The 13,176-nt window shown below is 72.2% G+C and carries 10 protein-coding genes; 3 read left to right on the top strand and 7 right to left on the bottom strand.

Translation table 11 applies throughout. The features are described 5' to 3' along the window. Positions 1 to 320: 320 nt before the first annotated feature. Positions 321 to 782 carry a hypothetical protein gene (locus HG543_RS43550; protein ID WP_211194553.1) on the bottom strand — a complete coding sequence of 154 codons (462 nt, stop codon included), beginning with the start codon at positions 780 to 782 and terminating at the stop codon, positions 321 to 323. A 445-nt stretch (positions 783 to 1,227) separates the two neighbouring features. Between HG543_RS43550 and HG543_RS43545 the strand changes: the two genes are divergently transcribed. Beyond that, positions 1,228 to 2,028 (top strand): alpha/beta fold hydrolase, encoded by an 801-nt coding sequence (locus HG543_RS43545; protein WP_169350851.1) that lies wholly within the window; start codon positions 1,228 to 1,230, stop codon positions 2,026 to 2,028. A gap of 187 nt (positions 2,029 to 2,215) precedes the next feature. On the opposite strand, the gene rraA is transcribed toward HG543_RS43545, so the two are convergent. From rraA to HG543_RS43525, 4 genes are all read right to left on the bottom strand, one after another. After that, positions 2,216 to 2,713 (bottom strand): ribonuclease E activity regulator RraA, encoded by a 498-nt coding sequence (rraA, locus tag HG543_RS43540; protein ID WP_169350850.1) that lies wholly within the window; start codon positions 2,711 to 2,713, stop codon positions 2,216 to 2,218. A gap of 15 nt (positions 2,714 to 2,728) precedes the next feature. Further along, complete coding sequence (locus HG543_RS43535) at positions 2,729 to 3,703, bottom strand: aldo/keto reductase (protein WP_169350849.1); 975 nt, start codon at positions 3,701 to 3,703, stop codon at positions 2,729 to 2,731. Between the two features lie 303 nt (positions 3,704 to 4,006). After that, positions 4,007 to 5,131 carry a HEAT repeat domain-containing protein gene (locus HG543_RS43530; RefSeq protein WP_281404525.1) on the bottom strand — a complete coding sequence of 375 codons (1,125 nt, stop codon included), beginning with the start codon at positions 5,129 to 5,131 and terminating at the stop codon, positions 4,007 to 4,009. A gap of 115 nt (positions 5,132 to 5,246) precedes the next feature. Further along, positions 5,247 to 6,275, bottom strand: a complete 1,029-nt coding sequence (locus HG543_RS43525) for a hypothetical protein (protein WP_169350848.1) — start codon at positions 6,273 to 6,275, stop codon at positions 5,247 to 5,249. 234 nt (positions 6,276 to 6,509) lie between these two features. On the opposite strand from HG543_RS43525, the gene hemL reads away from it, so the two are divergent. Beyond that, the gene (hemL, locus tag HG543_RS43520; protein WP_169350847.1) at positions 6,510 to 7,805 is read left to right on the top strand and encodes a glutamate-1-semialdehyde 2,1-aminomutase; all 1,296 of its coding nucleotides are present in this window, start codon (positions 6,510 to 6,512) and stop codon (positions 7,803 to 7,805) included. 70 nt (positions 7,806 to 7,875) lie between these two features. After that, positions 7,876 to 9,693: a serine/threonine-protein kinase gene (locus tag HG543_RS43515; RefSeq protein ID WP_246357724.1), complete on the top strand. Its 1,818-nt coding sequence runs from the start codon at positions 7,876 to 7,878 to the stop codon at positions 9,691 to 9,693. Positions 9,694 to 9,696: 3 nt separating this feature from the next. Here the strand turns inward: HG543_RS43515 and HG543_RS43510 are convergent, their stop codons facing one another. After that, positions 9,697 to 12,294, bottom strand: a complete 2,598-nt coding sequence (locus tag HG543_RS43510; protein ID WP_169350852.1) for an ATP-binding protein — start codon at positions 12,292 to 12,294, stop codon at positions 9,697 to 9,699. A 247-nt stretch (positions 12,295 to 12,541) separates the two neighbouring features. Then, the gene (locus tag HG543_RS43505) at positions 12,542 to 13,063 is read right to left on the bottom strand and encodes a YbhB/YbcL family Raf kinase inhibitor-like protein (protein ID WP_169350845.1); all 522 of its coding nucleotides are present in this window, start codon (positions 13,061 to 13,063) and stop codon (positions 12,542 to 12,544) included. Between the last annotated feature and the right edge of the window lie 113 nt (positions 13,064 to 13,176).

Below are 13,176 nucleotides of genomic sequence, written 5' to 3'. Positions count from 1 at the left end.
GGTGGGGCCCGTGCCTGGGGACGACGTGGCAGGTCCTCCGGTTTCATGCACTTCGTTCCCGCCACCGAGGGCCGAGGGTGGGGGCAGACACGAGCGCGCGGGCTCGGGAGTCATGGGAGCGCATCGAGTGTCCCCGGCTCGTGCGCCCCCTCGATGCGTGGACGGGACAGGGCTGACCTGGAGAGGGCAGAAGCCGTGACTGGAGGTATGTGGTGCCGCGGGACGAAGCCCTGACAGCAACGGACGCTGCGTAGGGGGCACCTGGCTCCACGCTCACGCCGAGGGGCGCCTCCGGATGCAAGGACGATTCACGCCTCGAATCAGTACGGGACGGGCTCGACGGTGGTGTGCTTCGACGGGGAGGCGGCGCCTTTCATGAGCCGCAGGCCCCTGCGCTGGGGCGTGGCGCTGCTCCGGGCGCGCAGGCGAGACTCGGTGACGCACCACCCGGCGATGAGCGCGGACTCGGCCACCGCGTCGAGCAGGTAGACGGGCGAGATGCGCCGCTTCGCGGTGTAGACGAGGTCCACGGCCGTGAAGGCCGCGGCGCTGCCGGTGCCGAGCAGTCGTACCTCCGGGCCCACGCTGCGACGACGGCCGGCGAACATCAGCGTACCGCCGATGACGGTGATGAGGGCGCCCACCGTCTTCACGAGCCAGCCCTCCAGCTTGGGGCCCGTCACCGCCTCGAAGCTGCGCAGGTGGACGATGGGCCACAGCCCCGTCGCCACGTAGAAGCCCCCTTGGAGCAATGACAGACGCTCGCTCCACTCCCGCTCCATGTCCCGACCTCCGCGCGTCATGCGTCTGGAGGGAGGGTGGCCATTCGCGCCTCGGAAGGCGGGTGGCCGGGGCGCGAGCGGAGCCGAGGCGATGACGCCTGCCCGCTGGACAGGCGGCCCGGCGTGGGGCCGCATCCTGCTACCCGGGGAAGTGGCATCAACACACGTTGAAGGGATGACGTGGCCACTGACGACGCAGCGCCTGGGCCTGCCCGTGCTCTCGTGGATGCACGAGTGCGGGAGCAGGGCGCGTCCAATCCTGCTCGGGCTCTTCAGGAACCCGACGATGCCGCGTCCGAAATCGTCTTTGTTGCCGGGTCGCAGGTGGACACCGGGCACGAAGCCTCTGAGGCGGTCCACGGTCTCCAGGGCGCTCCTTGGCGGCAAGCGTCGGGAGTCGCTTCCCCGTCTGCTGTCAGTGCTCGGGCCTGGCAAGCGCGCCCTGATGGGGGCGACGCTCGCCTTCCTGGTGGCGCGGATGCGCTCGCGGCGTGTGCGAGTCCACCGGGTCGAGGTGGCGGGGGCCACGGCGCACTGTCACGTCGCGGGCGAAGGCCCCGACCTCGTCCTGCTCGCCAGTCCCCTGGTGAGGGCCCGGACGTATCGGCCGCTGCTGTGGCGGCTCGCGCGACACTTCCGGGTGACGGTGGTGGAGCTGCCGGGCAGCGGGCGTGCCTCACCGGTGCGGCGTCCGTGGGCCGTCCCCGAGTACGCCGCCTGGACGGCGGAGCTGGTGCCCAGGCTGGCGCCCACGCGTCCCTGGTTACTGGGACACTCCGACAGTGGCGCCATCGCGCTACTGGTGGCGGCGTGGTGCCCGGAGCGAGTGCGAGGCCTGGTGCTGGCCGACACGGTGGGCGCGCGGCGGAAGCGCTCGGTGCCGCGCGTGGTGCTGGCTCGATTCCTGGACGGACTGCTGGAGCCGGGCCTGGACGTGCGCGCGGGGTGGCACCTGCTATCCAACGTGCTGAAACACACCCGCAGCTTCTTCCACCGCGTGCGGGAGTCCTCGCGGGTGGACGTGCTCACCTTCGCCTCGTGGGTGTCGGTGCCCACGCTGGTGGCCTGGGGACGGCACGACCACGCCATGCCGCCCGATTGCGCGAGGAGACTCGCCTCACGGCTACCCCGTGCGAAGCTGTACCTGGGGCCCGGCAGTCACGACGCGCTCATCACCCGGCCGCGGAGCTTCGCGCGGGCCGTGCTCGACTTCACCCGCGCCGAGGCGCCGGGCCTGAGCGGCTGACGCCGATGCAGGAGCCCAGTCCGAGGCACTGAGCCTCAGCGGTTGACGCCGACGCAGGAGTCCAGTCCGAGGCACTGAGCCTGAGCGGCTGACGCTGATGCAGGAGCCCAGTCCGAGGCACTGAGCCTGAGCGGATGACGCCGCTGCTGGAGCCCGGGCCGTGAGGGCCGGGGCTCCGACGTCCGGTTCAGCGCAGCGCCTTCTCGGACGTGACGATGCCGTCCGCGTCCGCGTAGAGGTGATGGCCGGGGCGGAAGGTGACGCCAGCGAAGCGCACCTCCACGTCGCGCTGGCCCTCGTTGCGCTTGTTGCTCTTGAGCGGATGGGTGCCCAGCGCCTTCACGCCGATGGCGGTGCGGCCCACCTCCTCGGCGTCGCGGATGCAGCCATTCACCACCACGCCCGCCCAGCCATTCTTCTGAGCGAGCGCCGCGAGCTGGTCACCCACCAGCGCGCAGCGGCGGCTGCCGCCTCCGTCCACCACCAGCACGCGGCCCTGGCCGGGCTCCTCCAGTGCCTTGCGCACGAAGGAGTTGTCCTCGGGCGCGCGCACGGTGCTGATGGGGCCGGAGAAGGAGCGGCGGCCGCCGTAGTCGAGGAAGCCGGGCTCGGCGACCTGGAAGTGCGGAGTGCCCGCGTGCTCGTCGCAGAGGTCGGCCGTCTTGAGGTCCATGGAGTCGCTCATGGCGCGAAAGCCTGCTCAGGCCTCCCGAGAGGACGCAACGTCCAACGCGCGAAGGTCCTCGGCGTCCAGTTTCAAGGTGAACGCACCGAGCAGCTCGCGAACCTGGGCAACCGACGTCGCACTGGCGATGGGCGCGGCCACCGTGCGCTGCGCGCCGAGCCACGCGAGCGCCACCTGCGCGAGCGTCGCGCCATGGCGCCGGGCCACGCCCTCCATCGCATCCAGCACGGCCCAGCCGCGCGCGTTGCCGTACTTCTTCAGCACGCCACCCGCACGAGGCGACGACGGAGGCGGCTGGCCCTCGCGATACTTGCCGGTGAGGAAGCCCGACGCGAGCCCGTAGTACGGAGCGGTCGCGAGGCCCTCGCGCTCGCACAGGCCGAGCAGCGTCTCCTCGAAGGGCTTCCGGGCGACGAGGTTGTACTCCGGTTGCAGCACCGTGTACCGGGAGAGCCCTCCGCGCCTCGACGCCTCCATCGAGTCCGCGAGCTGCTTGGGGGAGTGGTTGCTCGCTCCGAGCGCGCGCACCTTGCCGGCGCGCACCAGGGAGTCGAAGGCGGACATCGTCTCCTCGACGGGCGTCTTCGTGTCCTCGTAGTGCGCGTAGTACAGGTCGATGGTGTCCACCTGGAGCCGGCGCAGCGAGGCCTCGACGCTGCGCACGATGTGCTCGCGTCCGAGGCCGGTGCCCAGCTCCGTCTGCGCGCCCACCTTGGTGGCGATGACCACGCGGTTGCGCACCCCACGTTGCGTCAGCCACTTGCCGAGAATCGTCTCGGACTCACCGCCCTTGTTGCCCGGAACCCAGCGCGAGTACACGTCCGCCGTGTCGATGAAGTTGCCGCCGCCTTCGAGGTACGCGTCGAGCACCGCGAACGAGGTCGCCTCGTCGCACGTCCAGCCGAACACGTTGCCCCCCAGGCACAGCGGCGAGACCTTCAGGCCGCTCGTCCCGAGTGCGTTGCGGACTTCCACCGTCTTCTGAGTCATGCGTGTTGCTCCCTGCTCACCGTTGCTGTCGCGGAATAGACCGGGTCGTCGCGCGCGAAGGTAACGGGCGAGAGGGGAGGGTGCTCTGCTTTCACGGCCCCGCGCGGGTAAACAGGGCGGCGCGTGTCGTTCAGCGACGTTCCAGTCGCAGGTGCTGTCCGGGGGCGAACGACACTCGAGCGCCGGAGCTTCAGCCACCGCCCGCGTGTCCGGTGAGCGCTGAAAGGGAGCGTCGCTGCCCGTGCGTAGGATTTCCGCTCGCGTGGCGGTTCCAGCGGGCCGTGGCGGATGCCCGCCGTCCGGTCAGCGCCGTGGCGCAGCGGCCTGGGCATCGCGGGCGCGACGGGCCTTGTCCAGCAGGTCCCACGTCTGCGGCCGCTCCGCCAGCAGCGCGAGCCACTCCTCCACCTCCACCTTCATCTCCGGGTCCACGCCGCGCAGCTTCTCCAGCACGGGCACCGCCCTCGTCAGCCCCAGCCGCGAGATGGACTCCAGCAGTGCGCCGCGCACGCTCTTGTCCGTCTCCGTCACGTAGCGCGCGGCGAGCGCATCCATGCTCGCCGGCAGCTCCGATACGGGAGCGGTGCCGAGTGCCCGCGCCGCCGCCGCGCGCACCTCCGGGTGCTCCGAGGACTGGAGCAGCTTGCGCACCTGCCCCACCGATGCGCGGCCCGCCGCCTCGATGGACGTGGACGTGAGCAGCCCCGCCGCCGTGCTCGGGTCATCCGCCACCGCCGCCAGCGACACCGCCCGCTCCGCCACGCCCCGGAAGCGGCCGAAGTTGCGCGCCGCCTCCTCGCGGAAGTTCTCCACCACCGCGCCGCGCACCTCGGGCGATGGGTCCTTCACCCAGTCGCGGTACACGTCACGCCCCTTGAGCACCCGGTTCCCCAGGAGCTCCGTGGACGGCTCGCCAGTATGGGCCAGCGAGCGCACCAGTGTGGCCCGCAGCGCAGGGTCCCGCTCCTGGCCCAGGTGTTCCACCAGTCGCTCCAGCACCGCGGGCTTGCCGTCCAGCGCGTAGCGCAGCACCCACGCCTCGGCCACCACCGCCAATGTCTCCGGCTCCCGCTCCGTCCGCAGCCGGGACCAGAGTGTCTCCTCGGGCAGCGACTCCACCAGCCCGCGAAGCTGTTCGCGCACGTAGCGGCGATACGCCGGGGACGCCTTGCCCTCGCGGTACTCGTCCAGCAGCGTGGACAGCTCGCAGGGCACGGCCTTCAGCGGCTCCGCGGTCGGCGGCACCGCGTGGACCGCGACCGAGGCGTCCGGGGGGGGCTCCAACGGCGTGCTCGCGACTTCAGCGGCCACCGTGCCGCCTGTCACCAGGGCCGTCGTGCGGCTCCAGCGGAGCCAGCCGGCGACGGCCATCACCACCACGGCCACCGCCACTGCCGCCCAACCGAGCCTCCTCGTCGTCTTCGTCATGGCGCTCAGCCCCTCTCAACGGCCATTGCTACCGCCGCCCACCGCCACCGCGACTCGCCCGAACCTCTTCCGCGCCTCTGCCATCGAGGCCACCCAGGTGTCTCTGTCACAGCGCTCACGTGCCCGACTCGTCCGGGCACCGGTGCCGCATCCGCTTGTTCGGCCACAGCCGGTCGAAGTCCGTGTGGCCCGCGTCGTACAGCGCCTTGAAGTCGGCGAAGTCCTGCTCGAAGCGCCGGTCCAGCCGCGCGTACTCCTTCACCTGGGGCAGTGCCTCCGCGCCACCCGCCCGCAGCGTGTAGCGCAGGAGGGCCGCGCGCACGCAGAGGGACTTCTCCCCGCGGAAGGACTCGGCGTAGTGCTGGAGCACCGCGTTCGTGTCACGGCCGTTGGACATCACCAGCGCGGCCATCTCCCGGACGGCCGCGTCCGGGTCCTCGCGCATCAGCCGCGCCAGCTCCGTCACCGTCTCTGCTTCCAGCCGCGCCGCCGGATACGAGCCCATCTCCACCGCGAGCCTGCGCACGTCGGACACCGTGGAGACTCGCGCGATGTCCAGCAGCCGCGTCATGTAGGGCGTCACCGTGCCCGAGGCCTGGAAGTCATTCTGCATCACCCGCCCGAGCGTGCGCGCCGCGAGCATCCGCACGCCGGGGACTCGCGTGCCCTCCTTCGCCATCGTCGCCAGCCGGTCCATGGCCGCCGTGTCGAAGTGCTCCTGTGTCTCCAGCGCCACCAGCGCCGCCCCCTGGTGCTCCAGGTCCGCGTGTCCCTCGGCCATCGTGAAGAGGCGTGCCGCCACGCGCGGGTCCTTCACCGCCTCCGAGTTCCGCAGGCCCCCCAGCAGCACGGACAACTCCGGCTCCGAGGCCAGGGCCGCCCACGTGACGACCTGGAGCGCCGCCTCCACATCGCGGCCGATGACCTCGGACAACCGCTCGCCGAGGAAGGTGAGCGCGGCCGGGTCGTTCTGCTCCAGCGCCTGACGGATGGCGGCGCGCACCCCCTCGAGCCCGTGGACGGCTTCGAAGTCCAGGTAGCCCGCCCGGCAGGTGAGGCGCGGCATGCGCTGCTCCGGAGGCCCGGAGCGCTGCGCGACCGCCGTGCCGGCCACCAGGCAGGCGGCCACGACTGCCGCTCGCATCGTCCACGTCCCCACCAGGTTCCTCCCGGGTTCACCACCACACGCACGCCGCCCCGCCTTCCGACAGGGTCCGCCAGAAGAGTCCAATCTATTACGAATTGCTTACAAGCCTGTTTCTTCCAGTCCCTCCGGGAGCATCCATAATCAGGTGACCACGGAACGAGTAAGCGGCGGGCATGGGAGCGGGTGCGAGTGGAAGGGGGCGGGCACGTGCCGCGTGTTATGGAACGCCCCATGAACCACGCTCACAGTCAGGCTCTCTTCGCTCGCGCGCAGGCGCGAATCCCGGGTGGGGTGAACTCGCCGGTCCGCGCCTTCCGGGGCGTGGGGGGTGACCCTGTCTTCTTCCGCGAGGGTGCCGGCGCATGGCTCACGGACGTGGACGGCAACCGCTACGTCGACCTCGTCGGCAGCTGGGGCCCGCTCATCCTCGGCCACGCGTACGCGCCCATCGTCGACGCCGTCATCGACGCCACCCGCCGGGGGACCTCCTTCGGCGCGCCCACCCCCGCCGAGGTCGAGTTCGCCGAGCTCATCTGCGCCACCATGCCGGCGGTGGAGATGGTGCGTCTGGTCTCCAGCGGCACCGAGGCCACCGTGGCCGCCATCCGCGTCGCGCGCGGCTTCACCGGCCGCGACTCCATCCTCAAGTTCGAGGGCTGCTTCCACGGCGCCGGAGACCCGTTCCTCGTGAAGGCGGGGAGCGGCGTGGAGACGCTCGGCCTGCCGGACTCGCCGGGCGTGCCGCAGTCCGTGGCGAAGCTCACCCTCACCGCGCCCTTCAATGACCTCGGGGCGGTGGAGCGCATCTTCGCGGAGAAGGGCAAGGACATCGCCTGCGCCATCATCGAGCCGGTGGTGGGCAACATGGGCGTGCTCGTGCCGAAGCCGGGCTACCTCGAGGGCCTGCAGGCGCTCTGTCAGAAGCACGGCGTGCTCTTCGTGCTGGACGAGGTGATGACGGGTTTCCGGCTGTCTCGCGGCGGCGCGCAGGAGCTGTACGGGCTGAAGCCGGACCTGACCACCATGGCCAAGGTGCTGGGCGGCGGTATGCCGCTGGGCGCGTACGGTGGCCGCAAGGACATCATGTCGAAGGTGGCGCCGGCGGGGCCGGTGTACCAGTCCGGCACGCTGTCGGGGAACCCGGTGGCGGTGGCGGCGGGCATGGCGTGCCTCAAGGCGCTGGCGGCGCCCGGCACCTACAAGCGGCTGGACGAGGTGAGCCGCATGTTGGAGGAGGGCCTCATCGCCGAGGCGAAGGCCGCGGAGGTGCCCGTCACCGTCAACCGCGTGGGCAGCATGCTCACCGTCTTCTTCACGGGCGAGCCCGTGTACGACTACCCCAGCGCGAAGAAGGCGGACACCGCGCGCTTCGGACGCTTCTTCCACGCCATGCTGAATGAAGGCGTGTACCTGCCGCCCAGCCAGTTCGAGGCGGCCTTCGTGTCGCTGGCCATTGGCGAGCCGGAAGTGGCGCACGTGCTCGCGGCGGCGAGAAAGGCCTTCCGCTCGCTTGGCAAAGCCGGTTGAACCCGAGCCCCTCGGAGGGCCCCTTCGCTTCGGTCCCTACACCCTCGTGCGCCGCATCGGCGCCGGGGGGATGGGTGAGGTCTTCCTCGCGCGAGAGGAGTCGCAGCGCCGCGCGTGCGTGGTGAAGAAGGTGCTCCCGCGCCTCATGGAGAGCCCGCAGTTCGTCGGGCGCTTCCGCGACGAGGCCCGGGTGATGGTGCGGCTGGCCCACCCCAACATCGCCCGCGTGTACGCCATGGGCGAGGTGGACGGGCAGCTGTACCTCGCCATGGAGTACGTGCAGGGCAAGACGCTCAGCCGGCTGGCGTACCGCCTGCGGCAGCTCGGCCGGACGATACCGCTGAACATCCTCCTGCACCTGGGCGAGCGGATGTGCGAGGGCCTGGCCTACGCGCACGACGTCACGGACGAGGAAGGCCACCCGCTGCACCTGGTGCACCGCGACCTGTCCCCGGCCAACGTGTGCATCAGCTACACGGGCGAGGTCAAAATCATCGACTTCGGCGCGGCGCAGTCCACGCTGAAGGAGCAGCAGACGGCGCCGCGGGTGGTGATTGGCAACCTGACGTACATGGCGCCGGAGCAGGCCCGCAAGCGCTTCGTGGACCGGCGCGCGGACGTGTACGCGGTGGGCGCGCTGCTGTGGGAGCTGGTGGCGTGGCGGCCCCTGCCGCAGCGGGGAGACCCGGTGGAGCGCTGGCGGCGCGCGGCGTACCCGACGTGGGAGCCCGCGGGGCGCTTCCGCAAGGGCGTGCCCACCAGCCTGGATGCGCTGCTGATGCGGGCGCTCGCGTCCGAGCCGGAGCACCGCTTCCCGGACGCGGCGGCCCTGGGCGCGGAGCTGGCGCGGCTCAAGGCGAAGCTGACGCCCGGCGCCGGTGACGCGGACCTCGCGCGGCTGATGGCCGCCGCCTTCCCGCGTGAGAAGGCCATCGAGGAGAAGGCCCTCCAGGAGATGCTGCGCGGAGACGCGTCCCGCCTGCGCACCGAGCGCGAGTTCGCCGCCGTGCTCACTCCGCCCAACGCGCTCGCCTTCGAGCACAGCGGCATCGACGCGCCCGAAGACTTCGTCCCGCAGGCGGGCACCGGCGGCGAGTCGTCGCTCGGTGAGTCCGTGGGCAGCGGAGCTTCGGCGATGCCCGGCGTGTCGGGGCGAGCGGCCTCGGGTGCCGTCGCGAGGACGGCCATGTACGGCGTGAGCGGGCGCGGAGCGGATGCCGCTGCCACCGAGACGCTGGAGGCGTCGAAGGTGCAGGGCGCCCTCGATCGCGCCGTCGCGGAGGCCATGGAGTCCTCCCGAGTGCGAGGGGCGCTCGACCCCGCGGCCACGGAGGCACTGGAGGCCTCGAAGGTGCGCGGCGCCCTCGACCGTGCCGCGACCGAGACACTGGAGTCCTCGAAGGTGCAGGCCGCGCTCGACTCCGCCACCACCCAGGCAGCGGAGTCCTCGAAGGTGCAGGCCGCGCTCGATTCCGCCACCACTCAGGCGCTGGAAGCGTCGAAGGTGCAGGGCGCCCTCGACCGGGCCGCCACCGAGGCGCTGGAGACCTCCAAGGTCCTGGGGGCCATCGCCCGCGCCGAGGCCGCGCGGGCCATGCCGTCGAGCGACAACGAGGACACGGTGACGGCGACGGCGCCCCGGGGCTCCTCGGTGAGGGCGGCGCGGATGACCCGTGAGACGCAGGTGGGCTTCGGCGTGGACATCTCGCAGCAGGTGGACTCCGCGGCCGTGGAGGCCCGGCGGCTGGAGCTGGTCCGCGCCATCACCGGCGAGGGCGAGGCCACCGTGGCGCCGCACCCCTGGCTCCGGGACCGGCGCCTGCTCGCCGCGGGGCTCTTCGCCGGCGCCTGCGCGCTGGGCATCGGAATGGCGTGGGCGCTGCGGTAGGCCTCAGGCGCTGTCCAGCGATGCCGACAGGGCGGCGGACGCGTCGAGCGGCAGGTAGAGCCGGAAGGTGGTGCCGCGGCCCGGCTGCGAGTCCAGCGCCACGCGCCCCTGGTGCGACTCGATGATGCGCTTGACCACCGCCAGCCCCAGGCCGGTGCCCTTGGCCTTGGTGGTGAAGAAGGGCTCGAAGATGCGCGCGCGCACCTCGGGGGAGATGCCGGGCCCGCTGTCGGCGAACTGCACCTCCACCTCCGGTGAGCCCGGAGCGCGGCGCACGCTCGCGCGCAAGAGGCCCCCCTGCGGCATGGCCTGCACCGCGTTGATGGCCAGGTTGAGGAAGGCCTGCCGCATCATCCGCTCGTCCACCGTCACCGACGGCACGTCGTCCGACAGGTCCAGCTCCACGCGCACCTTGCCGGCCGCCTCGGCCAGCGCGCCGCGCACCGCGTCCTCCACCAGCGGCGACAGCGGCACCGCGTACGGGTGCGGCGCGGGTGGCCGGGCGAAGGTGAGCAGGTCCGCGACGATGCGGTTGAGCCGGTCCGCCTCCTCGCCCACGATGTCCACGAGCTGGATGGCCGGGCTCTCCGGGCCGATGATGCGGCGGATGGACGCCACCGAGTTGAAGATGGCGCCCAGCGGGTTGCGCACCTCGTGGGCCACCACCGCGGACAGCTCGCCCAGCGCCGCCAGCCGCTCGCGGCGCACGAGCTGCGCCTGCGTCCGGGCCAGCTCCACGTAGCTCGCCTTCAGGTCCTCCACCAGCCGCGCGCCCTCGCGGGCCAGCGCGAGCTGGTTGGCGATGGCGCTCGCCCGCTCCACCTCCGCGGGCGTGAAGCGGCGTGGCCTGCGCGTCTCCGCCGCCATGAGGACGCCCACCGTGCGCTCGTGCACCACCAGCGGCAGCACCAGGAAGGCCGTTCCCTCCGAGCGGCGCCGCACCTCCTGGTTGACGCGCAGGTCGGCCTCCGCGTCCTCCACCATCACCACCTCGCGCGTCTGGAACGCCAGCGCGGCCAGCGAGGACCAGGCCGGTATCGTCGGCATGGTCTGCCCCACCATCTCCGGATGGGCGCCCGTCGCCGCGCGTATCACCAACTGCTCGCCCGTGGCGTCCGGCAGGAGCACGTACGCGTCCGGCGTGTCCACGATGCGCGCCAGGCTGGTGACGCCCGTGGCGAGCAGCTTGTCCAGCTCCAGCGTGGCCGCCAGCGCCTTGCCCACCTCGTGCAAGAGCGCCATGTCCTCGGCGCGCCCACGCAGCTCGTGCAAGAGCCGGTGGGACTCGATGGCCGCGGCGAAGTGGCTGCCCATGGCCTGCAGCGTCTCGCGCTCCAGTGGGGTGAGCGGCCGCCGCTCGCGGAACAGGATGGCGAGCGTGCCCACCCCTCGCGAGCTGACCCGCAGCGGTACCACCGCCACCGTGCGGAAGCCCTGCCGCAGCAGCTCCTCGCGCAGCGGGCCCCGGCAGGACTCCACGTCCCGCGCCAGCACCGTGCTCTCCCGCTGGGCCTGGGTGCCCAGGCCCCCGGCGAGCCACAGGTGGGTGAAGAGCTCCGCGCGTTCTTCCTCCAGCCCACGCGCGTACGCCAGCTCCACCTCGGGCGCGTTCACCACCGGCAGCAGCAGGGCCACCGCGTCACAGCCCAGCAGGCCGACGATTTCCGCCGTGCCCGGGTCGAAGAAGGCGCGCGGATGCGGGGCCGACGCCGCCTCCGACGCGAGCCGGTTGAGCGCCGCCAGCGCCGTGTTCTGCGCGGACAGCCGGGAGATGGTGAGCGCCGCGTCCAGCGCCGCGGACACCTGCGCGCCGAACAGCCGCGCCGACGGCACCTCCTCCTCGCGCAGCCAGTCCGCCCCCAGCGCGAGCAGCGCCCGGGGCTGGCCCTCCACGTCGATGCGCACCGCGATGACGTGCGGCTGCCCCGCCCGCTGCAGGCTGGAGCGCGCCGCGTCCGCGAGCCGCGGGTTGCCCGCCTCGAGGAATCCGGCCACCTCCTCCGGCAGCTCGGGCGAGTACGCGGCGCCCTCGCGCCAGGCCCGCTCCAGCAGCGGGCACCAGTGGCCCACCACGTCCCGGATCCACCGCCCGCTCAGCGTCGCCGACTCGGGCGGCAGCATGGCCTGGGGCACGAAGGTCTGCCCCAGCCGCACGCCGGTGCCCTCGGGCGACAGCCACGCGAAGCCGAGCCCCGTCTCCTCCAGGCCGGAGAACATCCGCCGCAGCACCTCGCCCTCGGTGCGCAGGGACGGCAGCCCCGCGCCCAGCTCCGCCATCCGCTGGAGCACCGCGCGGCGCAGGCACCGGGGGGACACGTCCCGCACCAGCACCACGTAGTCCTCTCCATTGGGGATGACGGTCATCTCCGTCCGGTGGTCGCCCCGGGTGGTCCTCACCGTTGCCTCGTAGGTGGTGGGGACGCGCTCGCCCCGGATGCGCCGTGAATGCCGCCGGGTCAGCTCCTCCGCGCTGGTCTCCTCCAGCACCGACGTGAAGGGCTGGCCCAGCAGCGCCTCACGCGGACGCCCGAGGAACTCCACCAGGGCCTCGTTCACGTACACGAAGCAGCGGTCGTGGATGGCGCAGGCGCCCACGCTCATCGCGTCGAAGGGGGCGTAGGCATCCCCGGATGCGGCAACAGGTTTCACGGCACTCCGAACTCTTCCATCCCTGGCAAGCCGGGAGGAAGCCATGCTTCGCATACTTCGCCCACCAGCCTACAACCCGGGCTCCGCACCTGTGGTTTCCCCCTAGGTCCGCGGGGCGGCGCAGCACCCGGTGGAAGACACACGAAGCCCCCGCTCCCCAGGAGGAGCGAGGGCCCGAGGGACGTCACCCTGGCGTGACTCAGTGAGGCCTGCCGCCCGCGTTCCACTCCGCGCTGCGGTGGTGGACCTTCTCGTACGTGCCCATCAGCGTCGCCTCGCCGACGATGTGGTCCTCGATGGCGGCCCGCAGCTCCCGGCGCGTGGGCCGGCCCAGGTCGGGCAGCACGGTGTCCAGCGCGTACAGCCGGAAGAAGTAGCGGTGGCGGCCAATGGGGGGCATGGGGCCGCCGTAGCCCTGGCGGTTCCAGTCATTCAGCCCCTGGAGGGCCCCGGCGGGCAGCACCTCTGGCGCCGCCCCCTCGGGCAGGCTCTGCGCGCTCACCGGGATGTTGTAGACAAGCCAGTGGCACCAGGTCATCTGCGGGTTGTTCGGGTCCGGCGCGTCCGGGTCCTCCACGATGAGCGCCAGGCTCTTCGTCCCTGCGGGGATGTGCTCCCACTGCAGGGGAGGCGACAGGTCCTCGCCCTCGCCCGTGTAGGCAATGGGGATGATGTCTCCGTCCGAGAAGCGGATGGACGAGAGCACGAAAGGCTTCGGCATGGAGTCCTCCGGTGATGCGCATCTGGGTCCTTGAGCAAGCTGGCGACGCGCGTCCCCGGACGACGAGGAGCGGTGGGGGCGCCGCTGGCCCCCCGGGTGCCAGGGGGACGGGG

The sequence above is a fragment of the Pyxidicoccus fallax genome, from assembly GCF_012933655.1.
Taxonomy (GTDB): Bacteria; Myxococcota; Myxococcia; order Myxococcales; family Myxococcaceae; genus Myxococcus; species Myxococcus fallax.
This window is presented reverse-complemented; position numbering and strand designations above follow the sequence as displayed.

Coding starts and splice junctions, on each gene's coding strand:
- HG543_RS43550 (WP_211194553.1), bottom strand. CDS start 782: ATGGAGCGGGAGTGGAGCGAGCGTCTGTCATTGCTCCAAGGGGGCTTC.
- HG543_RS43545 (WP_169350851.1), top strand. CDS start 1,228: ATGGGGGCGACGCTCGCCTTCCTGGTGGCGCGGATGCGCTCGCGGCGT.
- rraA (WP_169350850.1), bottom strand. CDS start 2,713: ATGAGCGACTCCATGGACCTCAAGACGGCCGACCTCTGCGACGAGCAC.
- HG543_RS43535 (WP_169350849.1), bottom strand. CDS start 3,703: ATGACTCAGAAGACGGTGGAAGTCCGCAACGCACTCGGGACGAGCGGC.
- HG543_RS43530 (WP_281404525.1), bottom strand. CDS start 5,131: ATGACGAAGACGACGAGGAGGCTCGGTTGGGCGGCAGTGGCGGTGGCC.
- HG543_RS43525 (WP_169350848.1), bottom strand. CDS start 6,275: ATGCGAGCGGCAGTCGTGGCCGCCTGCCTGGTGGCCGGCACGGCGGTC.
- hemL (WP_169350847.1), top strand. CDS start 6,510: ATGAACCACGCTCACAGTCAGGCTCTCTTCGCTCGCGCGCAGGCGCGA.
- HG543_RS43515 (WP_246357724.1), top strand. CDS start 7,876: ATGGGTGAGGTCTTCCTCGCGCGAGAGGAGTCGCAGCGCCGCGCGTGC.
- HG543_RS43510 (WP_169350852.1), bottom strand. CDS start 12,294: ATGAGCGTGGGCGCCTGCGCCATCCACGACCGCTGCTTCGTGTACGTG.
- HG543_RS43505 (WP_169350845.1), bottom strand. CDS start 13,063: ATGCCGAAGCCTTTCGTGCTCTCGTCCATCCGCTTCTCGGACGGAGAC.